Here is a 23,014-nt window from a genome sequence, read left to right on the forward strand (position 1 = left end):
CGGTGGCGGCGACCGGTGAGGACGGTATGACGGCGATCGCGGTGACCGGACACCTCGACCTCTCCGCGGAGACCGTGCCGCTGGTACGGGCGGAGCTGCGGGCGCTGCTGGCCGACCATCCGCCGTCCGGGCTGACCGGCCTGTCCTGCCTCGCCCCGGGGGCCGATTCGCTGTTCGCCGAGGCCGTGCTGGCGGCGGGCGGGCGCCTGGTCGCCGTGCTGCCCTCGCCGCACTACCGGCGCTGGCTGGCCGAGCCGGACCGCCCCGCCTTCGACCGGCTGCTCGCGGCGGCCGCCGAGGCGGTCGCCCTGCCGTACCGCGAGCAGTCGGACGCCGCCTACCAGGCGGCCAACGCCGAACTGCTGCGCCGGGCCGACCTGGTGGTCGCGGTCTGGGACGGGCTGCCGGGCCTCGGCCTCGGCGGCACCGCCGACATGGTGGCCACCGCCCGGCGGGCCGGTGTGCCCGTCCTGGTGGTGTGGCCGAACGGGGCGGCACGGGCGACGGCCTGACGGTCAGCCGGGCAGATTCTCGCGCACGCGCCGGGAGACGGTGAACTCCTGGAGGTCCAGGGTGCCGGGCGCGGGCACCACACCCGGGCCGCCGGCCTTCACCCACTCCACGACCTCGTCGATCATGTCCTCGGAGAGCACCCAGCCGAGCCAGACCGGCCGGCCGCCGGCGAGCCTGCCCTCGGTCGAGGGGCCGACGACGACCACGTTGGAGTGGCCGCAGGTGTCCAGGCAGTCGACGGCGCGGACCCGGCCGGCGTCGCCGACGCCCTCGCGGAGCCGGGCCAGCTGGCCGGCGTGGTCGACCCCGGGGTGCTTGGCGGTCGTGCCGCAGCAGCAGCCGCGGCAGACGGTGACGGTGACCGGTGCGGCCGCCGCGGGCGGCCGGCTGCGGGGACGACGGGCCATGGGTTCCCTCCCTGGTGGCCACCGCCGCGCACCGCCGAACGGGTGACGGCTCCGAGGACGGCGGACCGGTACGAACGGCACCGTCCGGACGGCCGGTACCTGGGAAGATTCTGCCGCAGCCGCCCTCCCGCTCCGCGCGCGACCCCGCAGCGGGATGCATATGGTGATCGCACCATCACGCTCCGCGGGCCGTCGCGGCCGCGACCGGCGACCGCCCCCGCGGACGACCGAGAGGACCTCTCGTGACCACAGCCAGTGACATCATGCACCGCGGTGCCCAGTGCATCGACGCCGACCAAACCCTGATGGCCGCCGCGAAGATGATGCGCGACCTGGACGTCGGCGCCCTCCCCATCTGCGGCCCGGACAAGATGCTGAAGGGCATCATCACCGACCGCGACATCGTGGTGAAGTGTCTGGCGGCCGGCAAGGACCCGTCGACCATGAAGGCCATGGACATGGCCGGCCACCTGCACTGCGTCAAGGCCGGCGACGACATGGAGACGGTGCTGAAGAAGATGGAGCAGCACCAGATCCGCCGCATGCCGGTGATCGAGAACGGCAAGCTGGTCGGCATGATCAGCGAGGCCGACCTCGCCATGGGCCACCGCGACGGCCAGCGCCTGACCGACCGCCAGATCATCGAGTTCATGGACAGCATCTACGTGAGCCGCTGACCCTGCGCGAACCACGCAGGGGCGCGGGGAACCGTCCGGTTCCCCGCGCCCCTGGCTGTCACCGCCCGTGCCCTACGCGGTGGCCTTCGCGGCGGCGCGGCCCGCGGCGCGGCCGGAGAAGAGGCAGCCGCCGAGGAAGGTGCCCTCGAGGGCGCGGTAGCCGTGGACGCCTCCGCCGCCGAAGCCGGCGGCCTCGCCCGCCGCGTAGAGGCCGTCCAGGACGGTGCCGTCGGCGCGCAGCACGCGGGAGGAGAGGTCGGTCTCCAGGCCGCCGAGCGACTTGCGGGTGAGGATGTTGAGCCGCACCGCGATCAGCGGGCCCGCCTTGGGGTCGAGCAGGCGGTGCGGGGAGGCGGTGCGGATCAGCTTGTCGCCGAGGTAGCGGCGGGCCCCGTGGACGGCGGTGACCTGGAGGTCCTTGGAGAAGGGGTTGGCCATCTCGCGGTCGCGGGCCTCCACCTCGCGGCGCAGCTCGGCGGCGTCGATCAGCGCCTCGGGCGTCTTGGCGTTCATGCCGCGGACCAGCTCGTCGAGGGTGTCGGCGACGACGAAGTCGACGCCGTGCTTCTTGAACGCCTCGACCGGCCCGGTGGCACCGGGCAGCGCGCGGCCGAGCACGCCCTTGATCGACTTCCCGGTGAGGTCCGGGTTCTGCTCGGATCCGGAGAGGGCGAACTCCTTCTCGATGATCTTCTGAGTGAGCACGAACCAGGTGTGGTCGTGTCCGGTGGTCATGATGTGCTCGAGGGTGCCGAGGGTGTCGAAACCGGGGAACAGCGGGACGGGCAGTCGGCGGCCGCGGGCGTCCAGCCAGAGCGAGGACGGGCCGGGCAGGATGCGGATGCCGTGCATCGGCCAGATCGGGTCCCAGTTCTCGATGCCCTCGGTGTAGTGCCACATCCGGTCGCCGTTGATCAGGTGGCCGCCGGCGTCGCCCGCGATGCCGAGCATCAGGCCGTCGACGTGGGCGGGCACGCCGGAGAGCATCCGCTCCGGCGGGGTGCCGAGCCGGGCGGGCCAGGCCTTGCGGACCAGTTCGTGGTTGCCGCCGATGCCGCCGGAGGCCACGATCACGGCCTGGGCCCGGAGTTCGAAGGAGCCGGTCACCTCGCGCGAGCTGGACTCGCCGCGCTGCACGGTGCTGGGCGCCAGGATCTCGCCGCTGACGGTGTCCAGGCTGCCGCCGGTCGCCGACAGCCCGGTGACCCGGTGGCGGAAGCGGAAGTCGACCAGCCCCTTGCCGGCCGCGGCCTTCACCCGGCGGGCGAAGGGCTCGACCAGGCCGGGGCCGGTGCCCCAGGTGATGTGGAACCGGGGCACCGAGTTGCCCGGGCCGGTGGCGGTGAGTCCGCCGCGCTCGGCCCAGCCGACCACCGGGAAGAAGCGCACTCCGCGCTCGTGCAGCCAGGCGCGCTTCTCGCCGGCCGCGAAATCGACGTACGCCTCGGCCCAGCGGCGCGGCCACTCGTCCTCGGGGCGGTCGAAGCCGGCCGTGCCCAGCCAGTCCTGCCAGGCGAGGTCCCGGGAGTCGCGGATGCGCATGCGCCGCTGCTCGGGCGAGTCGACCAGGAAGAGGCCGCCGAAGGACCAGTGGGCCTGGCCGCCGAGGGAGGCGGCGGGCTCCTGGTCGAGCAGGATCACCCTGCGGCCCGCCTCGGCCAGTTCGGCGGTGGCGACCAGGCCGGCCAGGCCCGCTCCGATCACGATCACGTCGGCGTCGAGTGCCATCCGGGCGGTCCTCCAGGGCTGGGAGCGGGCTTGTCGATCTCGGTGACCAGCATGGTGCGCCCTGGCGGAGCGGCGGTCAACCGGCCGGTAACCTCCGCGCCCGGGAATTTCGCTCCACCGGGTAGTGGAAATCCCGAACGCTTCACCATGGAGCGTAATTCGGGCGCGGCCTGACGGAAATTCAGACGCGAATTGCATGTCGAATATCTGGACAACTGCGTTAACCTGCCAGTAACTTACCGAACAGTAGCTCCCCCACCCTCGCCCCGTTTCTCTTCCCCAGGAGGAACCGTGTTCAGCCGTGCCCTGAAGCGTTCGTCCGTCCTGGTCAGCGCCGTCCTGGCGACCGCCGCCGCGGGCCTGCTCGGCGCCCCCGGCGCAAGCGCCGCCGACATCAACGGCGACTACGTCGCCCTCGGCGACTCGTACGCATCCGGAGCAGGAGTCCCCTCCCAGTACGCGGGCCTCTGCCTCCGTTCGAACCGGAACTACGGCCACCTGGTCGCCTCCGCACTCGGCTCGGCCAGTTACCGCGACGCCACCTGCGGCGCGGCCAAGATCTCCGACCTGACGGAGGCCCAGTACGACGCCTTCATCCGGGTCAACGACCCCCAGCTCGACTCCGTCTCCTCCGGCACCGACCTGGTCACCCTCGGCATCGGCGGCAACGAGCTCGGCACCTCCGACCTCGGCATCGGCGACGTCATCGCCACCTGCATGGCGGGTGCCGTGGTCAACCCCTTCGGCACCCCCTGCAAGGACGTCTACGCCCACGGCCACTGGGACTTCAGGTCCTGGTCCTGGAAGTGGGGCGAGGACACCCTGGTGAACCGGATCGACGCCAGCGGCCCGAGGATCGCCGCCGCCCTGCAGAAGATCCACGCCAAGGCCCCGAACGCCAAGGTGCTGCTCGTCGGCTACCCCTCCGTGCTGCCCGACAACGAGCGCAACTGCATCGGCCGCCAGCCCATCACCACCGGCGACGTCGCCTACCTGCGCGGCATCCTGCACAGGCTGAACGACACCCTCGCCGCCACGGCCGCCGCCAACGGCGCCACCTACGTCGACACCCTCACCCCGACCCGCGGCCACGACGTCTGCTCCAACGACCGCTGGATCGAGGGTGCCCTCCCCGGCTCCCCCGCCGTCCCCTTCCACCCCAACGCCACCGGCGAACAGGTCATGGCACGCGCCGTCCTCGCCGCTCTCGGCAAGTAAGGGCAAACGGGCGAGCCCGTAGGGGCGCGGGAACTGTGCGAATCGGAAGTGACGGCGTCTCACTTCCGTTTCGCGCAGTTCCCGCGCCCCTCAGGACTTCACCGCCAGGGCACGTGTCAGGCGGTCCAGCCATTCCTCGGGAGTGCCCGGGAAACCCTGCCAGTCGACGCGGCAGGTGGGCAGCGCCGCAGGCGCAACGGGGTACGGGCCGCGGCCCAGCACTCGGTGCAGGAGTTCGGGTGCCGGGCGGACGGCCGGGTGTTCGGCGAGCAGGACGGCGTCGTAGAGGTCCTTGCCGCGGGCGGTGCCGCCGTCGGCCGTGCCCTCGGTGAGCAGCCACAGCAGCTTCCAGGCGAGGGAGAGTTCGCGGCTCGCGGTGGGCAGCACGGCCGGCGGCCCGCCGTCCGCCCGCGGTATCGCGGTGAACACAGGCGCCTCGGGCAGCGGTTCGTCCAGGGCGAAGTCGATCCGCAGGGTGCCCGGCGCGAGCCCGTCCGCCGCCCACGGAATCGTGAGCCGCAGGCCCGTGGCACCGCCGCCGTAGGGCGCGTAGTAGCCGCCGAGGCCCTCGTGCCGGGCGGACTCGGCGTCGAGCCGCAGGCCGGGTGCGGCCTCGGGGGCGTCCTGCAGCCGGTCGAGCAGGTCGCCGTGGGGCACGTCCTCCGGCCGGGTGTCGTGCAGCCAGCGCAGTCCCTCGGGCGGGAGCCGGACGCGGGGGCCGCGCGGCTCGGCCCCCTGCGGGTCCCAGAGTTCGGCGGTGCCGGCGCCGTGGGCCGTCTCGGGCTCGCAGAGCACGGCGTCGGGGGTGTCGAGGTACGGGTACGGGTCCAGCGGGTCGATCGGCACCGCGGGCACGGCGCGCAGGACGAAGTCGAGGTCGGCGGGCGGCCGGGCGGTGTCCGGGCACCAGGCGGCGAGGACGGCGCTGCCGCGCAGCACCAGGCCGTCGATCCAGGGTGCGCCGGCGGCGGTCGCGAGCACGTGGTCGAGGACGGCCCGGTGGGCCTCGGCGGTCGTCCGGCTGGTCACGGGCGCACGCTAGCGGCCGGCACCGACAGCCGGGCGGCCGGGACGGTTCGCCGGGCCGGTGCCTTCGGGTTCCCGTGGTCGGGCTGCGAGTGCGGCCAGTACCGCGGGTTGTCCCGCGCCGGCGGCGGCCGAGTCGCGCAGCAGTCCGGCCAGGTCACGGGGCTGCGCCCGTTCACCGGTCGGAGCCGCTGCCGCGATCCGGTCCAGCCGGAAGCCCCGGCCGGCAAGGCGTGTGCGGCACCAGGCGATGAGGTACCAGCGGCCGTCGGCGGTGAGCAGTCCCGCCGGTTCCACGACACGGTCGCTCTCCCGTCCTGCCGCGTCGGTGTAGGACAGCCGCAGCACCGTGTGGGCGGCGAGGCTCTGCTCGACCGTGGTACGGATCGCGGGGTCGCTGCGCGTGGGCAGGGCGACGATGCGTGCGGCGAACTCCCGGGCTGCCTCCGAGGCGGGACCGGTCATCGAGGCCGTGATCTTCTGGGCTGCGGTGCGGGCCGCGCCGGCATAGGGGGTGGCGGCGTCGACCGCGGCAAGCGCGGCGGTCAGCGCCGAGGCCTCGTCGGCGGTGAGGCGGATCGGCGGAAGGGTCGTCCCGGGGTCGATCGACCAGCCGCCGCCTCGCCCGGATGCGGCACGCACCGGGACGCCGGCCTGCATCAGTGCCTGGAGGTCGCGCTGCACCGTCCGCGTGCCGACCTCGAACCGCGTGGCAAGCACCGCGACCGTCAGCGGCCGCGGCGCCGCCGCGCGCAACTCTTCCACCAGTGCGTACAGTCGTGCGGTTCGGTTCACGCCGCCGACGCTACCGTCATGCGGAGGCCAGGAATTCCCGCTCTCGCCGTAGTTCCCGCTCGGTGACGGTCAGGGGGAACAGGGTGAAGCCGTGCATCGCACCGGCGACGACGCCGAGGTGCACGTGCGCACCCGCCGCCCGCCACCGTGCGGCCAGGAACAGCGAGTCGTCCAGCAGCGGGTCCTCGGTGCCGACGACGATCCGGGCGGGTGGAAGCCCGGTCAGGTCCGCGAACAGGGGCGAGATCTCCGGGCTGCGGCGCCGTTCCTCCCCCGTCCCGGGCGTGAACAGCTCGTAGCTGCCCCGGAGCGTGTCGGTGTTGCTCAGCAACCGTCGTGGGCCGAAGCTCCGCTGGCTCGGTGTCATCGACAGGTCGTAGGGGCCGAAGAGCAGGTTGGCAGCCCGGAACACTCCGGTGAGGCCGTGCCGGTCGCGGAGGCGCAGCAGTGTCACCACGCCGAGGTGGGCGCCGGCCGACTCACCACCGATCAGCAGCCGTTCGGTACCGAACTCGGACGCGGCGTGGTCCACCAGCCATCGGGCGGCCGCTTCGCAGTCGTCGGGCCCGGCGGGGAAGGGGTGTTCCGGTGCGAGGCGGTAGTCGACGCTCACCACGGCCAGCCGTGCCTGCTCGGCGATCCTCCACAGCCGCTCGTCCTGTCCGTCCGCGGAGCCGAACGCCCAGCCGCCTCCGTGGATGTGCAGATACACGCCGGTCACGTGGCCCGGGGCGAAGACCCTCACCCTGACGCCGCCTTCGACGACGCGGTCCTTGCCGTGCACCAGCCTCACCGGCGGCGCGTCCCCGCCGAGCCGGTTGCGCCGCAGGAGCGCCAGCACGGCCGCATTCGGAGCCTGCCCGCGAGCCGGGCGGCTTGCGGCGGCGGCCTCGAACTGCTCGTTGAACGCCAGGGTCTCCGGGAGGCAGTCCTCGTCAGTGATCGTCATGCCGTCGACTGTTGCAGCTGTCCGCGACAGCGTCCTGTCACCCTTTCCCTGTGAACCGCGTCACGCTCCCTTCCTGCTCCTGGTGCGACGGGACCGAGCAGCAGGTCGCCGGGAACGCCGGCGGGGCGCGGCCCGGGGAAAGCCCCGGGCCGCGCCCCGCCGTTCGACCGTCCGGTGGTGCGGTCTCAGCCGCGGGTCACGGCTTGATGCGCACGATCTGCGGGTCGTGGTCGCTCGCCTGGGCGGCGAACTCGCTGTTGATGTGCACCACGTCGTAGTCGACGTGCTGACGCTTCAGGCCGGGGCTGACCAGGATGTGGTCCAGCACCTGCGAGTTGCCCTGGTAGACGTAGGAGTACCGCTCCCAGCTGGGCAGTTCGTCGACCAGGTCGCGCAGCACGCCGCCCTCGGTGAGGGTCTGCAGCGCGGGCGAGAACTGGTAGTCGTTGAAGTCGCCGAGGGAGACCACGCGGGCGCCCGGGTCGGCGGCGAGCAGCTTGGCGACGAAGGCGTGCTCCGCGGCGGCCTGCTTGCCGCGCTGCACCTCGGAGCTGCGGGTCGGGGCCTGGAAGCGGCTGTCGATGCCCTGGTCGCCGCCCTTGCTGTTGAAGTGGTTGGCGATGACGAAGATCGGCTTGCCCTTGAAGGAGAACTGGCCGACCAGCGGCTTGCGGCTGGCGTTCCAGGCCTCGTTGCCCGGGTCGATGCGGCCCGGGGAGGCGGTCAGCGCGGTGGCCTTGCCGGTGCCGGTGACGTCGACGGCGGTGGTGGCGTCGCCGCCCGCGATGTCGGTGAAGGAGATCCGGGCGGGGTTGAAGAGGAAGACCTGGCGGATGTTGCCGCCGGGCTCGCCGCCGTCCTTGCCGTCGACCGGGTCGATGGAGCGCCACTCGTAGGCGGGGCCGCCGGCGGCCTTGATGGCGGCGGTGAACTTCGCGAGGGTGGCGCCGGCGGTGACGGTGCCGTCGTTGACGGCGCCGTTGTCGTCCTGGATCTCCTCGAGGGCGACGACGTCGGGCGCGCGCAGGTTGGTGACGATGCCCTGGGCGAGCTCGGCGAACTTCTCGTCCGGGTCGGACGGGTCGAGGTTCTCCACGTTGTACGTGGCGATGGTGGCCTCGCTCGGCAGCGGACGGGCGGTGACCTCTCGCTTGAGGCCGTTGTCCTTGAGGGTGCCGAGGGTGTCGGCGGCGACGGTGTAGCCGCCGAACTGGTTGTAGTCGAGCGGGCCCGCGGTGGTGCCGGTGAGCCGGTCGCCGACGTTGGCGACCGGGAAGGCCTGCTCGGCGGCGGGGATCAGCGACTGCACCATCAGGCGGCCGGCGTTGGGCTTGTCGTAGCCGAGGTAGACGACGCCGCCGCGGCGGGTGGCCGGGTCCTCGCAGTCGACGTCCACCCACAGCTCGTTGTACTTGTCGGTGGCCTGGACGACGCGGGCGTCGGCGATCTCGACCCGCATGCCCTCCAGCGACTCGAACCGGTCGAGGGCGTACTCGGCGGGCTTGAGCGGCAGGTTCTCGATGGTGGCGCCGGCGGCGTCGGGCGCGTACGCGGCGGGGATGCTGCGGCCGTCCAGGCGGACGGCGGCGGGCAGCGGGTTGCCGGAGGAGAGCACGGTGGTCTTCGGAGCGGTGAGCTCGGTGACCGACTGGCCGCCGCCGCTGTAGGCCGGGTAGTACTCGGTGACCTTGGCGGTGACCAGCACCGAGTCGCCGACCTTGACGGTCGGGGCGGCGCTGCCGGTGTAGACGAAGACGGCCTCGCTGGTGGCCGGGTCGGCGTCCGGGGTGGCGTCCTGGATCCAGAAGCCCTTGGAGCCGGTGGTGCGCACGGCGGTGACGATGCCGGGGATGCCGGCGATGGTGCTGCCGGACTTCGGGGATATCCGGGTGCTGCCCTGGATGTCGTGGATGCGGACGGTGCCGGGCTCGGTGGGGCCGGTGGAGCCGGTGTCGCCCTCGGCGGCCTCGCCCTTGCTGTTGACCGGGGTGGGCGCGCCGGCCTTCAGGTCGGCGGCGTTGTCGTCGGTGTCGGCGAGGTTGGCGCCGCGGGCGACGGAGGCGGTGTTGCTCGCGCCGGCGGCGGGGCTGCCCTCGCGGACGACGGCGGTGCCGAAGCCGACCAGGTCGCGGATGCGGGTGTCGGCGGCGCAGTCCGCGGCGGTCTTGCAGGTGAGCGGGGCGGTGCCCTGGACGAGGGCGACGGTGCCCGAGGTGCCGGAGAGGGCCAGGGTGCCGGTGGCGTCCGGGGTCGGCAGGGCGACGGTGCCGCCGGTGCCCGCGGCCTCGGCGATCAGGTAGCGGCCGCCGGGGGCGACGGAGCCGGTCAGCGGGGTGACGCTCCAGGCGCTGCCGGAACCGGGGTTGCCGGAGATGTACTGGACGCTCCAGCCGTCGAGGCCGAAGGCGGCGCCGCCCTTGTTGGCGAGCTCGATGAAGTCGTTCTTCAGCGTGGCACCGGAGTTGCCGCCACCGCCGTAGACCTCGGCGATCACCGCGTCGGCCGAGGGCGCGGCCGTGGCGCCCGGCAGCGGGACGAGGACCAGCGAGGCCGCCACGGAGGACGACAGGACGGTCGCGCGCAGCAGTCTCCGGCGGGAGCGGGGGTTGGGGGCGGTGGTGGTTTCGGTCACCGGGAGAGGCTCCTTAATCTGCCGGCGGACGCGGGACCACCGCGTGCGGGCAGCACGGTCACCCGGCGGACGTGGGCTCGCCGGGTGCTGAGGGTGTGTCAGAGTGGGTGACTACTCGCGTAGATACCGTGCAGAAAGATACGCGCGTAGAAGGTGACACGACAAGACGTCCTGCGTTAACTCTTGGCACACGCCGCATGCCCTCCCGCCGCCGGAGGCACCGTCAGGGTCCGTGCCGGACGGGCCGGGAGGGCCCGACCGGCACGGACACCGCGCCCGGCTACCCCAGCCGCGCGTCGGCGGCGAGCGAGCCGACCAGCTCCTCGACCCGGCCCTCGGGCAGGCCCCGGGAGACGAACCAGGCGCCGACGTTGCGCACGTCCCGCTCCAGGAAGGAGAGCCCGCGCGGATTGGCGACCACGTCGACGATCTGCGGCACGTCGATGATCACCAGCCGCCCGCGGTGGACGAGGATGTTGTACGCGGAGAGGTCGCCGTGCGCGTAGCCGTCCACCGCGAGCAGCGACAGGCTGCGGCCGAGCTGCTCCCACAGGTCCTCGACATCGGCCTCCTCGGCACGGAGCTGGGCCAGCCGGGGCGCGGCCGCGCCGTCCTCGTCGCCGACGAACTCCATCAGGATCTCCGTCCCCGTGATCTGCACCGGGTACGGGACGGCCACCCCGGCCGACCAGAGCCGGCACAGCGCGGCGAACTCGGCCCCGGCCCACTGCCCGGCGATCGCCTCCTTGCCGAAGGCGGTGCGCTTGGCCATCGCCCGGGTGATCCGGGACTCCTTGTGCTGACGGCCCTCCAGGTAGCCGGAGTCGCGGTGGAACATCCGGTGCTGGGCGTCCCGGTAGCGCTTGGCGGCCATCAGGGTGCGGCGGTCGGTGCCCGGCACCGCACGCTCCAGCAGGAAGACGTCGGCCTCCTTGCCGGTCTTCACGATCCCGAGCTCGGTGTCCACGGCCGCCAGCTCGGTCACCACCCAGTCGGGGCGCGGCTCGGGGCCCTTCTCGGTGGGGGTGGACCGGTCCCAGGTGGACCAGCGGTCGCCCTCGGCGGGGCCGTCGGACACGGGGGCGGCGGACGCGGGGTCGTCGAAGCCCTCCGGCAGTACGGCATCGGAGGGGAAGTACTCGGGCTCGAAGTCGTCGAACCGGTCGGACCGGCGGCCGCGCCGGGGCCCGCCCTTGGGACGGATGCGGGAGAAGGAATCGCTGTCGGCAAAGCGCTCGCGCACTGCGGTGGCTCCTGGGAAACGGCCCACCGGGTGCGTCCGATGCGACGCGCTGTCAGCCGGTGGGGAGGTGACGATCGAGGGAGGCGTATGGCGCGCACGCAAAGGCGCGCCGCGACACGGCGGCAACCATCCGGACACACCTCCTCGACGTCAGGTCCTCGCACGGCGTTCGCGAGGACGAGAGCACACTAGCCGCTCCCACCGGCAGCGCAACCGAATATTCCGCACGGGTGGCACCGCGTCCGCACCTCACACCTCCTGCGCGCCCGCACACATGGCGCTGATCGGTCCGGCGCGGCCGCGTCGGCGCCCGCCCGAGCACCACCCGCCGTCAGGCGATCCGCCACCGTCCGGGAACGGGGTCACCGGAACCGCTCGAAGAGGCACCGGGCGCCGGACTACTGGCCGGCCTGGGCAGTCCCGGCGTAGACGCGCAGGTCGGAGCGCCCGGTCGGCACCTTCCACCGGTCCAGGGCGTCCATTGCCGCGTACGGCCAGGCACCGTCCTCCTGGTCGGCGGCGAAACGCACGACACGCTGCTGCAGGTTGCTCAGGTCGCCGAAGGACTGCGGCGGTTCGGCGGGATCGCCCGGGAAGACCAGCGTGAACAGCGTCTGCGCCGTGTAATACCTGTCGTAGAACCCTTCGGCGCCCGTACGGTCGGCCAGGCCGGCCAGCATGGCATCGACCGCCCGGAGCGTCGTGGCCCCGGACGTTCCGGCCAGGGCCATCGCCGCGAGGCCGCGGTAGGAGCCGCTCAGGAACGACATCGTCCCGGTCTTCTCGGGCGGCCGGGCGACGGCCTGCGTCAGCACGTCGACGACGGCCGGGCCGGCGATGCCGAACCGCGTCAACGCGAAGGCGGAGGCCCAGCGCAGCTCGACGACCGGGCTGTCCAGGTAGCGCTCGATGAAGGGGACGGTCGCCGGGTCGCCGAGCAGACCGAGTGCTACCACTCCCGTCGCCGCGGCGCCGGGCGAGACCTCGTCGGCGACGAACGCCTGCAACAGCGGAACCGACGTCGCCGCGGACTCGGGGAACCAGGCGAGCAGGTTCGCCGTCTCGGCCCGCAGTTCGGGGCTGTCCGAGCTCAGCAGGACGGCGAGTTCGGGAAGTGCCTCCCGAACGGCGTCGTAGCAGCGCACCACCGCCTCCGCGTCGATGAGCACCTGCGCGCAGCTCGCCTCGCGCTGTGTGCGCTGCTCGTCGTCCACCGCTTCCGCGATCCACCGGGCCCGGTCGTCGGCCTCGCCGCGCAGCCCCTCCAGGTAGGCGCGGTCCTCCCGGGGGCCGTAGCCGTCCGGCAGGTAGTTGTTGTCCAGCCCGATCGCGATGGCGATCAACAGACCGACGAACCGGTGCCTGTTGACCAGTCTCGGGTCGAGCGCCATCCGCACGAGGAACGGAACGGTGTACACCGCGGCCTGCGATCGCGTGCCCTGGTGCACGATGTGGTTCGCGAGCTGCGCACTCGGCGGGTACCGGCCCTCCCAGACCCCCGCCTGCATCGCCCGGAGATGTCCGGGGACGTCGTCGGCCGTGCCGTAGGAGTGCTGCAGCCGAGCCCAGGGCACATCGTCCAGGCCGGTGAGAGGGTCGCCGTCCGTCACGGCAGCAGATCCTGGCACACCGGGATTACGTCCTGCGGTTCGACGTCCGATCAGGCGACGGTCATGCGATCACCCTCGACCCCGGAGTCGATGGACACGCGCGCCGGCTCGCACGCCGAGCCGATGTCGGCCCGGGTGAGCGGGCGACGGAGCAGTGCGCGGCCGGTGCTCCGATTGCCTGCCGCGAGGCTTCCGGGGGCGCCCCGGAAGCCTCAGTCGGCCTCGACGGCAGCCGGCTCGCGGACGGCTGCCGACCACTTCTGCTCGACCTTGCCGAGCTTCCAGTAGGCGATGGCGCCGGCCCAGGTGACCACGAACAGGCCGACGATGGCGTAGCCGACCATGTTGAGGTCGAGTTCGGCGATCCAGCCGATCGGGCCGGAGGTGATGCCGAGCTTCTCGGCGAGCAGGCCGACCAGCTCGATGACGCCGATGACCAGGGCGACCAGCACCGACAGGCCGGTGACGGTGAGGTTGTAGTAGATCTTGCGGACGGGCTTGGAGAACGCCCACTCGTAGGCGAAGTTCATGAACGAGCCGTCGATGGTGTCGAGCAGGCTCATGCCGGCCGCGAAGAGGACCGGCAGCACCAGCAGCGCGTACCAGGGCAGCGAGAAGGCGGCGGCGCCGCCGGCCAGGACGAGCAGCGAGACCTCGGTGGCGGTGTCGAAGCCGAGGCCGAAGAGCAGGCCGACCGGGTACATGTGCCAGGGCTTGGTGACGGCCCGGGTGACCCGGCCGAGGATGCGGTTGAGGAAGCCGCGCTTGTCGAGCTGGCGCTCCAGCTCCTCCTCGTCGAACTCGCCGGCCTTCATGCTGCGGAAGACCTTGAGGATGCCGTTGAAGGCGCCGAGGTTGATCAGGCCGATCAGCACCAGGAAGGTGCCGGAGACGGTGACGCCGATCAGGCCGGTGGCGGTGTGCAGCGCGGACTCGTCGGACTCGACCTGGCCGGCCAGCGAGCGGATGCCGAAGGCGAGCAGCGCGCAGAGGCCGAAGACGATCGAGGAGTGGCCGAGCGAGAACCAGAAGCCGACGGAGAGCGGGCGCTTGCCCTGGCCCATCAGCTTGCGGGTGGTGTTGTCGATCGCGGCGATGTGGTCGGCGTCGAAGGCGTGCCGCATGCCGAGGGTGTAGGCGGTGAGACCCATGCCCGCGCCGAAGACCTGGCCGCCGACGTCGTAGTGGCGGGGGGCGATCACGGCGAGCAGGGTGAACCAGCCGACGACGTGGAGGGCCAGCACGAAGCCGCCCATCCCGGCGAGCCGGAGCCACTCCTCGCGGGTGAGCCGGTCGCGGAGACGGCTTGGTGTCGACATGGGGTCCTCCCGGCAGCGGACGGATGAGCCGAGCCATCCTGTCGCCCCGGAGAGTCAATTGCAAGTCATGTGCAACTGCTGGGCCGGTGCATGGCGACCTGCACGGATGCACCGGGGGCGCATTCCGCGCAGGACATGTCACACGACGTACCCGATCCCTTAACCTCCCGCGTCTTCCTGTGGCTTCTTCTACGCGCGGATACTCGGTTCCATGCGCGGATCTACGCGCGGATACCCCAACTGTCCGCGCGCGGTCCCGCGCGCGGGTCATGCGGACAGAACTGCCCCCCAATCCCCCAACTCCCCACGGAGGAACGGCAGATGATCGGCACTCGCACCATCCGTACGAAGGCGGCACTGGCCGCCTCCGCCGTCCTGGCGGCCACCCTCACCGGCCTCGCGGCGCCCGCCGCGCCGGCCGCCGCCGCCACCCCCCACCGGGTGCTCTTCGACAACAGCAAGGCGGAGACCGCCGGCAACGCCGACTGGATCATCTCCACCAGCCAGCCCGACCCGCTGGCCCAGAACGCCAGCCCCAGCACCGAGAAGAGCTGGACGGGCGCCCTCTCCGCCTGGGGCGTCGCCCTGCAGAAGGCCGGCGGCTACAGCCTCAAGACGCTGCCCGCCGGCTCCACCATCAGCTACGGCACCGGCGCCGCGCTCGACCTCGCCAACTTCGACACCTTCGTGATCCCCGAGCCCAACATCCGCTTCTCCAGCGCCGAGAAGACCGCCATCATGCGCTTCGTCCAGAACGGCGGCGGGCTCTTCCTGATCTCCGACCACAGCAACAGCGACCGCAACAACGACGGCTGGGACTCCCCCGAGATCATCAACGACCTCTTCACCAGCAACGGCGTCGACAACACCTCGCCGTTCGGCTTCTCGGTCGACGTGAAGACCATCAGCACCGACAACCCGCGCGCCGTCAACGACGCCGCCAACCCGGTGCTGCACGGCGCCTTCGGCAACGTCACCGGCTCCATCCTGCGCTCCGGCACCACCTTCACCCTCACCCCCTCCGCCAACTCCTCGGTCAAGGGCCTCGTCTACCGCACCGGCTACAGCGGCAACACCGGCGCCTTCTTCGTCACCAGCACCTTCGGCAGCGGCCGGGTCGCCGCCTGGGGCGACAGCTCCCCCGCCGACGACGGCACCGGCCAGTCCGGCAACACCCTGTACGACGGCTGGAACGACACCGCCGGCACCAACGCCGCGCTGGCCCTGAACGCCACCGCCTGGCTCAGCAAGGCCTCGTGAACCACCGCCCCTGCGGCGCCGCCGCGCGCCGCAGGGGCGGCGGCACGTCCCTGCACCCGGCCCGGTGGAAATGGGGCCCGACCGCACCCATCCTGGGGAGGTCGGGCCCGCCCCGGGCCGCCGCACAACCCACGGAGGGCCCATGCAGCCGCCGGCCCCGTACCCCTACCGCACCACCCGCGAGGACGTCCGGATCGCCATGCCGGACGGCACCCGCCTCGCGGCCCGGCTCTGGCTCCCGATCACCGACCACCCGGTGGCCGCCCTGCTCGAGTACCACCCCGGCGGCATCGGCGACACCACCGCCGTCCGCGACGCCCAGCGCCACCCCTGGTACGCCGGGCACGGCTACGCCTCGCTGCGGGTCGACGCCCGCGGCCACGGCAGCTCCGAGGGCATCCCCACCGACCCGGCCTCCCCGGCCGGCACCGCCGACGGGCTCGCCCTGCTCGACTGGCTCACCGCCCGCCCCTGGTCCAACGGCAGGGCCGGCGCCTTCGGCATCGGCCGCGGCGGCACCGCCGCCCTCGCCCTCGCCGCCCGCGCCCCCGAGACGCTCGCCGCGGTCGTCGCCGTCTGCGCCGACGACCGCACCGCACCCGTACGGGACCTAGCAGGGGCCCCGCTCGCCGCCGCCGTGCACGCCGACTCCGCCGCCCGGCTCGCCGCCGCCTGCCGCCCGCCCGACCCCCGGTACACCGGCGACGACTGGAAACACCTCTGGCTGGAACGGCTGGCCGCCGTCGGCCCGGACGACCCCGACGAAGGCGGCCCGCTCGGCCTGGACGCCGTCCGCGCCGCCGTCCTGGCCTTCGGCGGCTGGGCCGGCCCGCAGGCCGACACCGTGCTCCGCCTCGTCGAACAGCTCGGCGAGAACGCCCGCGGCGTCCTCGGCCCCTGGCCGCACCAGTACCCCGACCAGGGCCTGCCGCCCGGCCCCGCCATCGGTTTCCTCCAGGAGACCCTCCGCTGGTGGGACCACTGGCTCAGGGGCGCCGACACCGGCGTCCTCAAGGAGCCGGCCCTGCGCAGCTGGATGAACGAGTCCGTGCCGCCCGCCACCTCCTACGCCAACCGGCCCGGCCGCTGGGTCGGCGACGAGAGCTGGCCCTCCCCCGACGTCCGCGAGGTGCACTACGGCCTCGACGACGCACTGCGCACCGCCGGGACACCCTCCGGCGAGCGCCTCGTCCCCGTCCGCTCCCCGCAGCACACCGGCATCGACGCCGGGGCCGTGCAGCCGCTCGGCGGGCCGGCCGACCTGCCGCCGGACCAGCGCGAGGAGGACGGCCGCTCGGTCTGCTTCGACTCGGTGCCGCTGCCCGAGCCCGAGGAACTGCTCGGCGCCGCCTCGGTACGGCTGCGGGTGCGCCTGGACGCGCGGCACGGGCAGGTCGCGGCACGGCTGTGCGACGTCGCCCCGGACGGCTCGTCCACGCTGGTCAGCCGCGGTGCAGCGGCCCTGGCGGGCGGCATCGGGCCGGTGGAGGTCGAATTCGGGCTGGCCGCGGTCGCGCACGCCTTCCCGGCCGGGCACCGCATCCGGCTCGCGCTCTCCTCCGCGTACTGGCCGTGGCTGTGGCCGGTGGCCGGGACCGGCGGCTTCGAACTCGACCCGGGCGCGTCGGTGCTCACCCTGCCGGTGCGGCACCTGGCGGCGGACGCGGGCAGCGGGCCGGTCGCCTTCGACCCGCCCGAACAGGCGCCGGCCCCGGCCGGACTCCGCCCCGAACCGCTCACCGCCCCCCCGGAGCGGCAGGCCGTCCACGACGTGGGCACCGGCGAATGGCGCCTGCAGCTGGCCCGCCCCGCCGGCGCGGTGGTGCACCCCGACGGCCTCGCCGAGGAGGAGCACGTCCTGGAGGCGTACCGCATCCGCTCGGACGACCCGCTGAGCGCCCGGGCGCGCACCGATCGCACCCTGCGGCTGGAGCGGACGGACATCGGCTGGGACGTCACCCTGCAGATCCGCTCCGAGGCGAGCTGCGACGCCGGGCACATCACCGTGCACGACCACATCCGCGCCCTGGAGGGCGGCGACGTCCTCTACGAACGCAACTGGCGCCGCCGCCTGCCGCGAACGTGAACGGTCGACCACCCAGGGGCGCCGGGGGCACCCGGGTGGTGACCCATGGGAGCAGCTCGGCACCGGCCGCGTCAGGCCGCAGCCTCCGCCCGTGCACGGCCGGGGAGCTCCTCCCGGACGACGCGCCGGCGGCGGGCCGGCACGCCCGCGGTCGGGTTGGCGACGCCCCAGGCCGCGCCCTTGCAGATCAGTTCCTTGTAGAGGGCGGCCACGCGGCCGGTCAGGGCCCTGTCGACCGCCCGGTCGTCGGCGGTGACGAACTGGATCAGGCCCTCCTTGCGGCCGAGCGAGATGCACTGCTGGAAGTAGCGGATGGGGACGCGGGGGACCTTGGTGCCGGCGAGCCGGGCCGCGACGGCGTCGGCGGCCTGCCAGGCCATCGGGACGCCCGAGGCGCAGGACATGCGCAGGGGCTTGTCATTGGGGCCGATCGCCATCGCGGCGTCGCCCACGGCGTACACGTCCGGGTGGGAGACCGAGCGCATCGTCCTGTCGACCACGATCTGGCCGCGGTCGGTGACCTCCAGGGTGGTGGCCCCGGCGATCGGGTGGACGGCGAAGCCGGTGGTCCAGACGGTGACCTCGGCGGGGATGATCCGGCCGTCGGCCGTCGTCACGCGGTCCGCTTCCACGGCGGTGACCGCGGCGTCCTCGTGGACGGTGATGCCGAGCCCGTCCACCACCTTCCGCAGGTGGGCGCGGCCCTTCTCGGAGAGCCAGTCGCCGAGGGCGCCGCGGGCGGCCAGGGCGACGTCGAGGTCCGGGCGGGCCTCGGCGATCTCGGTCGCGGCCTCCAGGCCGGTCAGGCCGCCGCCGATCACGACCACGGGACGGCCGGCGTCCAGGGCGGCCAGGCGGTCGCGGAGGCGGAGGGCGCCGGGGCGGCTGGAGACCTCGTGGGCATGGTCGGCGGTGCCGGGGACACCCCCGTCGTTCCAGCCGCTGCCGAGGGCGTAGACCAGGGTGTCGTACTCCAGTTCCTCCCGCCCGGGGCCGTCCGCGGCGGTGACCGTCACCGTCTTGCGGTCCACGTCCACGGCGGTGACCTTCGCGAGCTTCAGTGCCACGCCGGTGCCCGCGAACATCTCGCCGAACGACCGGGGCTTGAGGTCCTGGCCGGCCGCGAGCTGGTGCATCCGGACGCGCTCGACGAAGTCGGGCTCGGGGTTGACGAGGGTGATGGTGACGTCCTCGCGGTGCAGCCGCTTGGCGATGCGGCCGGCGGCGGTGGCTCCGGTGTAGCCGGCGCCGAGGACGACGATGCGGTGCTGCATGTGCCTGCTCCTGTCTGGAGGGTTCCGCCGCTGTCTTCGCGCGGTTTCGCCTCCTGAACCGGGCAGCCCGGCGTTTCCTGACAGGGTCGGGATGTGAAGCACGTCACATCGGCTCAGAGGGTGTGGAGCGGGGCGTTCCCGTGGTCCGCGGCGGCCCACTGCTCGGTCGCGCGGACGAGCTTGTCGGGGTTGACCTGGCTGCGGACCGCGGCGATGCCGTCCGCGGTGACCTCCAGACAGGTGATCCCGACGACCCGGCCGTCCACGACCGCCACGATGGCGGGCCCGCCGTTGGCGTCCGCGGCGTAGATCTCGGCCGCGCCGCCGACATGGGCCCGCTTGGCCTCGCTCGGCTTGAACAGGCCGCGCAGGAACTTGGCGACCGCGAGCGCGCCCTCGAACGCCTTCGCGCGGGCCGGGACCTTCCCGCCGCCGTCGCCGACCGAGACGGCGTCCTGGGTGAGCAGGCGCACCAGGGGTTCGGTACGGCCGCTGGTCGCCGCAGCCAGGAACTCCTCGACGATCCTCCGGGCGGCGGCCTCGTCGATCTCGGTACGCGCCCTGCCGTCCGCGACGTGCTTCTTGGCCCGGTGGTAGATCTGCTGGCTGGCCGCCTCGCTGATGCCGAGGATCTCGGCGATCTCCCGGTGCGGGTAGTCGAAGGCCTCGCGCAGCACGTACACCGCCCGCTCGTTGGGCGACAGGCGCTCCAGCAGGACGAGGACGGCGTACGACACCGAGTCGCGCTGCTCGGCGGTGTCGGCCGGGCCGAGCATCGGGTCCCCGGCGAGCAGCGGCTCGGGGAGCCACGCCCCCACGTACGTCTCGCGCCGGGCGCGTGCCGAAGTGAGCATGTTGAGACAGAAGTTGGTGAGGACCTTGGTCAGCCAGGCCTCGGGCACGTCGATCCGCTCGACGTCGGCCGCCTGCCAGCGCAGGAACGTCTCCTGCACGGCGTCCTCGGCCTCGCTCGACGAGCCGAGCATCCGGTACGCGATGGCCTCCAGCCGGGGCCTGGCCGCCTCGAACCGGTCGACGTCGCTCATGATCAGGGCCATGCCCGCGATCCTAGTTTCTGCGGACGCGTACGGGCGACCGGTTGGGGGCGCGGGGTGACCGACGAGGGGTCCGGCGGCCGCCGCCGCCGGACCCCTCGGTCTGTGTGTCAGCGGGCGCGGTGGGTGCGGATGATCTCCGCGTACCGCTCGCCGCTGGCCTTCACGGTGCGCTGCTGGGTGTCGTAGTCGACGTGCACCAGGCCGAACCGCTTGTCGTAGCCGTACGCCCACTCGAAGTTGTCGAGCAGCGACCAGGCGAAGTAGCCGGCCAGCGGGGCGCCCTTGGCGACGGCGCGGGCGCAGGCGTCCAGGTGGCCCTCCAGGTAGGCGGTGCGCTCCCGGTCCTCGATCCGGCCGTCCGCCGTCACGGTGTCGCGGTAGGCGGAGCCGTTCTCGGTGATGTAGATCTTCCGGACGCCGTACTCCTCGGTGAGGCGCATCAGCAGCTGGTGGATGCCCTCGGCGTCCACCTCCCAGCCCATGGCGGTGTGTTCGGCGTTGCGGCCGGGGGCCTGCCGGAACTGCGGGACGGGGCCGGTCGGGTCGTCCTCGACGAACTGGCGGAAGTAGTAGTTGAGTCCGATCCAGTCGAGCGGGGCCGAGATGAGCTCCATGTCACCGTCGCGGACGGGGAGTTCGACGCCGTAGAGCTTGACCATGTCCTCCGGGTAGCCGCGGCCGAGGACGGGGTCGAGCCACCAGCGGTTGATGTGGCCGTCGGCGCGGACGGCGGCGAGGCGGTCGGCCTCGCTGTCGGAGGCCGGGATGATCGGGCTGAGGTTGTTGACGATGCCGACCCGGACGTCCGCGTGGGCCGCGCGCAGTGCCTGCACGGCGTAGCCGTGGCCGAGGTGCAGGTGGTACGAGGTGCGGACGGCGGCGGTGAGGTCCGTCCAGCCGGGGGCCATCTTGCCCTCGAGGTGGCCGATCCAGGAGGAGCAGAGCGGCTCGTTGAGGGTGGCCCAGTGCTTGACGCGGTCGCCGAGGCGGTCGGCGACGACGGCCGCGTACTCGCCGAAGCGCTCGGCGGTGGCGCGCTCGGGCCAGCCGCCGCGGTCCTGCTGGGCCTGCGGGAGGTCCCAGTGGTACAGGGTGCCGTGCGGGGTGATGCCGGCCTCGAGCAGGCCGTCGACCAGGCGGTCGTAGAAGGCGAGGCCTTCGGCGTTGACCCGGCCGTCGGCCTGCGGCACGACGCGCGGCCAGGCGACGGAGAAGCGGTAGGCGCCGAGGCCGAGCCGCTTCATGAGGCCGATGTCCTCGCTGTAGCGGTGGTAGTGGTCGCAGGCGGTGTCACCGTGGTCGCCGTTGTCGATCTTCCCGGGGGTGTGGGAGAAGGTGTCCCAGATGGAGGGCGCGCGGCCGTCCTCGTCCACGGCACCCTCGATCTGGTACGCGGAGGTGGCCGCGCCCCAGACGAAGTCGTCCGGCAGGGCATTGAGGTCGTTCACAACTGGCCTTTCAATCAGGGTCACTTGACGGCGCCGGCGGTGAGGCCGGCGACGAGGTAGCGCTGCAGGAGGAGGAAGCCGGCGACCACGGGGACGCTGACGACCAGGGAGGCGGCCATGACCTGGTTCCAGTACACGTCGTTGAGCGTCGCGTAGCCCTGGAGGCCGACGGCGAGGGTGCGGGTCTCGTCGTTGGTCATGACGGAGGCGAAGAGGACCTCGCCCCAGGCGGTCATGAAGGCGTAGACGGCGACGGCGACGATGCCGGGGATGGCGGCCGGAATGATGATCCGCACCAGGGCCCGGACCGGGCCGCAGCCGTCGACCAGGGCGGCCTCGTCGAGATCCCGCGGGATGGAGTCGAAGTAGCCGACCAGCATCCAGATCGAGAAGGGCAGCGAGAAGGTGAGGTAGGTGAGGATCAGTCCGCCGCGGCTGCCGTAGAGGGCCACGCCGGTGCTGTTGCCGATGTTGACGAAGATGAGGAACAGCGGCAGCAGGAAGAGGATGCCGGGGAACATCTGCGTCGACAGCACGGTGACGGTGAACAGCCGGCGGCCGCGGAAGCGGTAGCGGCTGACGCCGTAGGCGGCGAGGATCGCGATGAGCACCGAGAAGATCGTCGCTCCGCCGGCCACGATGATCGAGTTGAGGAAGTACTTGCCGAGCGGCACGGTCTTCCAGATGTCGAAGTAGGGCCGGACGGTGAGCGTGCTCGGTATCCAGCGGAACGGCCCCTGGACGTCCTGGAGCGGCTTCAGCGAGGAGCTGACCATGACGCCGACCGGGACGAGGGTGAAGACCGCGAGCAGGGCGAGCACGATCCGCCGGATCCACCGGAAGGACGCGGGCGGGTTAATCATCGGCGCCCCTCCGACGCGAGGTGATGAACAGGTAGACCGACGTCACCAGCAGCAGGAACAGCAGGAGCAGCACCGACATGGCGGAGCCCGCGCCGAAGTTCCAGGTGACGAAGGAGGACTGGTAGATGTGGATGGAGATGAGGTCCGAGGCTTCCGGTGCCGACTTGCCGAAGAGCACGTACGGCGTGTTGAAGTCGTTGAACGTCCAGAGGAAGAGGACGAGCACGAGGACCAGGTTGACCGGGCGCAGCGAGGGCAGGGTGATCCGGCGGATCTGCTGCCAGATGCCGGCGCCGTCCATGGCGGCGGCCTCGTAGAGCTCGCGGGGGATGTTCTGCAGACCGGCCGTCAGGGTGAGGAAGGCGAAAGGCCAGGAGCGCCAGACGGAGACGGCGACGAGTGCGGTGAAGCTGTTGTCGCCGATCAGCCAGAACGGCCGGTCCGAGGTGAGGTGGAGCTGGTCGTGGATGACGTGGTTGATGAGCCCGGTGTCCCGCTGGAACATGAACGACCAGGTGATGACGGCCGCGTAGACGGGGAGGGCGTAGGGCAGCAGGAAGGCTGCGCGGAGCAGCCCCCTGCCTCTGAAGGAGTCCTGCATCATGATCGCCGCCGTGGTGCCCACCAGCCAGGAGAGGCCGACGGCGAGGATCGTGAAGGCGCAGGTCACCCAGAACGAGTTGAGCAGCGACTGGCCGACGGGGGCGTTGAAGTCCACCGCCATGCGGTAGTTCCCGAGGCCAGTCCACGGTGCGGACGACCAGTCCCGGATGTAGAACTGGGTGAGCTGTTTGAAGCTCATCACGATGCCGACCACCATGGGCACCAGGTGGATCAGCAGCTCCAGGGCGAGTGCCGGGAGCAGGAGCAGGTGGGGCAGGCCGATTCGGCCGAGTCGCTGTCGCACG

Annotated in this window: 19 protein-coding genes; 5 read left to right on the top strand and 14 right to left on the bottom strand. The window is 72.6% G+C overall.

The genetic code is table 11. The features are described from left to right. Positions 1-26 precede the first annotated feature (26 nt). Positions 27-512, top strand: coding sequence for a hypothetical protein (locus ACQ614_RS08880; protein WP_431683867.1), 486 nt, complete (start codon positions 27-29; stop codon positions 510-512). Between the two features lie 3 nt (positions 513-515). On the opposite strand, the gene ACQ614_RS08885 is transcribed toward ACQ614_RS08880, so the two are convergent. Further along, positions 516-920, bottom strand: a complete 405-nt coding sequence (locus ACQ614_RS08885) for a (2Fe-2S) ferredoxin domain-containing protein (RefSeq protein ID WP_431677868.1) — start codon at positions 918-920, stop codon at positions 516-518. A 242-nt stretch (positions 921-1,162) separates the two neighbouring features. On the opposite strand from ACQ614_RS08885, the gene ACQ614_RS08890 reads away from it, so the two are divergent. Then, entirely contained in the window at positions 1,163-1,597 is a 435-nt protein-coding gene (locus ACQ614_RS08890) for a CBS domain-containing protein (RefSeq protein WP_431677869.1), read from the top strand. A gap of 72 nt (positions 1,598-1,669) precedes the next feature. On the opposite strand, the gene ACQ614_RS08895 is transcribed toward ACQ614_RS08890, so the two are convergent. After that, positions 1,670-3,325: an FAD-binding dehydrogenase gene (locus ACQ614_RS08895; RefSeq protein WP_431677870.1), complete on the bottom strand. Its 1,656-nt coding sequence runs from the start codon at positions 3,323-3,325 to the stop codon at positions 1,670-1,672. 291 nt (positions 3,326-3,616) lie between these two features. Here ACQ614_RS08895 and ACQ614_RS08900 point away from each other — a divergent pair, with 291 nt between their 5' ends. Further along, the gene (locus ACQ614_RS08900) at positions 3,617-4,543 is read left to right on the top strand and encodes an SGNH/GDSL hydrolase family protein (RefSeq protein WP_431677871.1); all 927 of its coding nucleotides are present in this window, start codon (positions 3,617-3,619) and stop codon (positions 4,541-4,543) included. Between the two features lie 90 nt (positions 4,544-4,633). Here ACQ614_RS08900 and ACQ614_RS08905 read toward each other — a convergent pair whose 3' ends face one another. From ACQ614_RS08905 to ACQ614_RS08935, 7 genes are all read right to left on the bottom strand, one after another. Continuing rightward, on the bottom strand, positions 4,634-5,572 hold the full coding sequence (locus tag ACQ614_RS08905; protein WP_431677872.1) for a nucleotidyl transferase AbiEii/AbiGii toxin family protein: 939 nt from the start codon (positions 5,570-5,572) through the stop codon (positions 4,634-4,636). 9 nt (positions 5,573-5,581) lie between these two features. Next, positions 5,582-6,364: a helix-turn-helix transcriptional regulator gene (locus ACQ614_RS08910; RefSeq protein WP_431677873.1), complete on the bottom strand. Its 783-nt coding sequence runs from the start codon at positions 6,362-6,364 to the stop codon at positions 5,582-5,584. A 16-nt stretch (positions 6,365-6,380) separates the two neighbouring features. Continuing rightward, positions 6,381-7,313 (bottom strand): alpha/beta hydrolase, encoded by a 933-nt coding sequence (locus ACQ614_RS08915; RefSeq protein WP_431677875.1) that lies wholly within the window; start codon positions 7,311-7,313, stop codon positions 6,381-6,383. Positions 7,314-7,509: 196 nt separating this feature from the next. Next, positions 7,510-9,945 (bottom strand): endonuclease/exonuclease/phosphatase family protein, encoded by a 2,436-nt coding sequence (locus tag ACQ614_RS08920; RefSeq protein ID WP_431677877.1) that lies wholly within the window; start codon positions 9,943-9,945, stop codon positions 7,510-7,512. Positions 9,946-10,225: 280 nt separating this feature from the next. Then, entirely contained in the window at positions 10,226-11,188 is a 963-nt protein-coding gene (locus tag ACQ614_RS08925; RefSeq protein WP_431677879.1) for a serine protein kinase RIO, read from the bottom strand. A 398-nt stretch (positions 11,189-11,586) separates the two neighbouring features. After that, a complete protein-coding gene (locus tag ACQ614_RS08930) occupies positions 11,587-12,798 on the bottom strand; it encodes a HEAT repeat domain-containing protein (RefSeq protein ID WP_431677880.1) in 1,212 nt (403 codons plus the stop codon). Between the two features lie 212 nt (positions 12,799-13,010). Continuing rightward, positions 13,011-14,117, bottom strand: a complete 1,107-nt coding sequence (locus ACQ614_RS08935) for a HoxN/HupN/NixA family nickel/cobalt transporter (protein ID WP_431677881.1) — start codon at positions 14,115-14,117, stop codon at positions 13,011-13,013. 321 nt (positions 14,118-14,438) lie between these two features. On the opposite strand from ACQ614_RS08935, the gene ACQ614_RS08940 reads away from it, so the two are divergent. Then, positions 14,439-15,377 carry a hydrolase gene (locus tag ACQ614_RS08940; RefSeq protein WP_431677883.1) on the top strand — a complete coding sequence of 313 codons (939 nt, stop codon included), beginning with the start codon at positions 14,439-14,441 and terminating at the stop codon, positions 15,375-15,377. Between the two features lie 142 nt (positions 15,378-15,519). Further along, positions 15,520-17,463, top strand: coding sequence for a CocE/NonD family hydrolase (locus tag ACQ614_RS08945; RefSeq protein ID WP_431677884.1), 1,944 nt, complete (start codon positions 15,520-15,522; stop codon positions 17,461-17,463). 71 nt (positions 17,464-17,534) lie between these two features. Here the strand turns inward: ACQ614_RS08945 and ACQ614_RS08950 are convergent, their stop codons facing one another. From ACQ614_RS08950 to ACQ614_RS08970, 5 genes are all read right to left on the bottom strand, one after another. Beyond that, a complete protein-coding gene (locus ACQ614_RS08950) occupies positions 17,535-18,737 on the bottom strand; it encodes an NAD(P)/FAD-dependent oxidoreductase (RefSeq protein WP_431677886.1) in 1,203 nt (400 codons plus the stop codon). A gap of 113 nt (positions 18,738-18,850) precedes the next feature. Then, the gene (locus ACQ614_RS08955) at positions 18,851-19,795 is read right to left on the bottom strand and encodes an RNA polymerase sigma-70 factor (RefSeq protein ID WP_431677888.1); all 945 of its coding nucleotides are present in this window, start codon (positions 19,793-19,795) and stop codon (positions 18,851-18,853) included. A gap of 107 nt (positions 19,796-19,902) precedes the next feature. After that, on the bottom strand, positions 19,903-21,243 hold the full coding sequence (locus ACQ614_RS08960) for a GH1 family beta-glucosidase (RefSeq protein WP_431677890.1): 1,341 nt from the start codon (positions 21,241-21,243) through the stop codon (positions 19,903-19,905). Between the two features lie 20 nt (positions 21,244-21,263). Then, the gene (locus ACQ614_RS08965; protein WP_431677891.1) at positions 21,264-22,106 is read right to left on the bottom strand and encodes a carbohydrate ABC transporter permease; all 843 of its coding nucleotides are present in this window, start codon (positions 22,104-22,106) and stop codon (positions 21,264-21,266) included. After that, complete coding sequence (locus tag ACQ614_RS08970) at positions 22,099-23,013, bottom strand: carbohydrate ABC transporter permease (protein ID WP_431677892.1); 915 nt, start codon at positions 23,011-23,013, stop codon at positions 22,099-22,101. Before ACQ614_RS08970 ends, ACQ614_RS08965 begins: the two co-directional genes overlap by 8 nt. Position 23,014: the final 1 nt, after the last annotated feature.

The sequence above is a fragment of the Kitasatospora dryopteridis genome, assembly GCF_050749075.1.
GTDB lineage: Bacteria > Actinomycetota > Actinomycetes > Streptomycetales > Streptomycetaceae > Kitasatospora.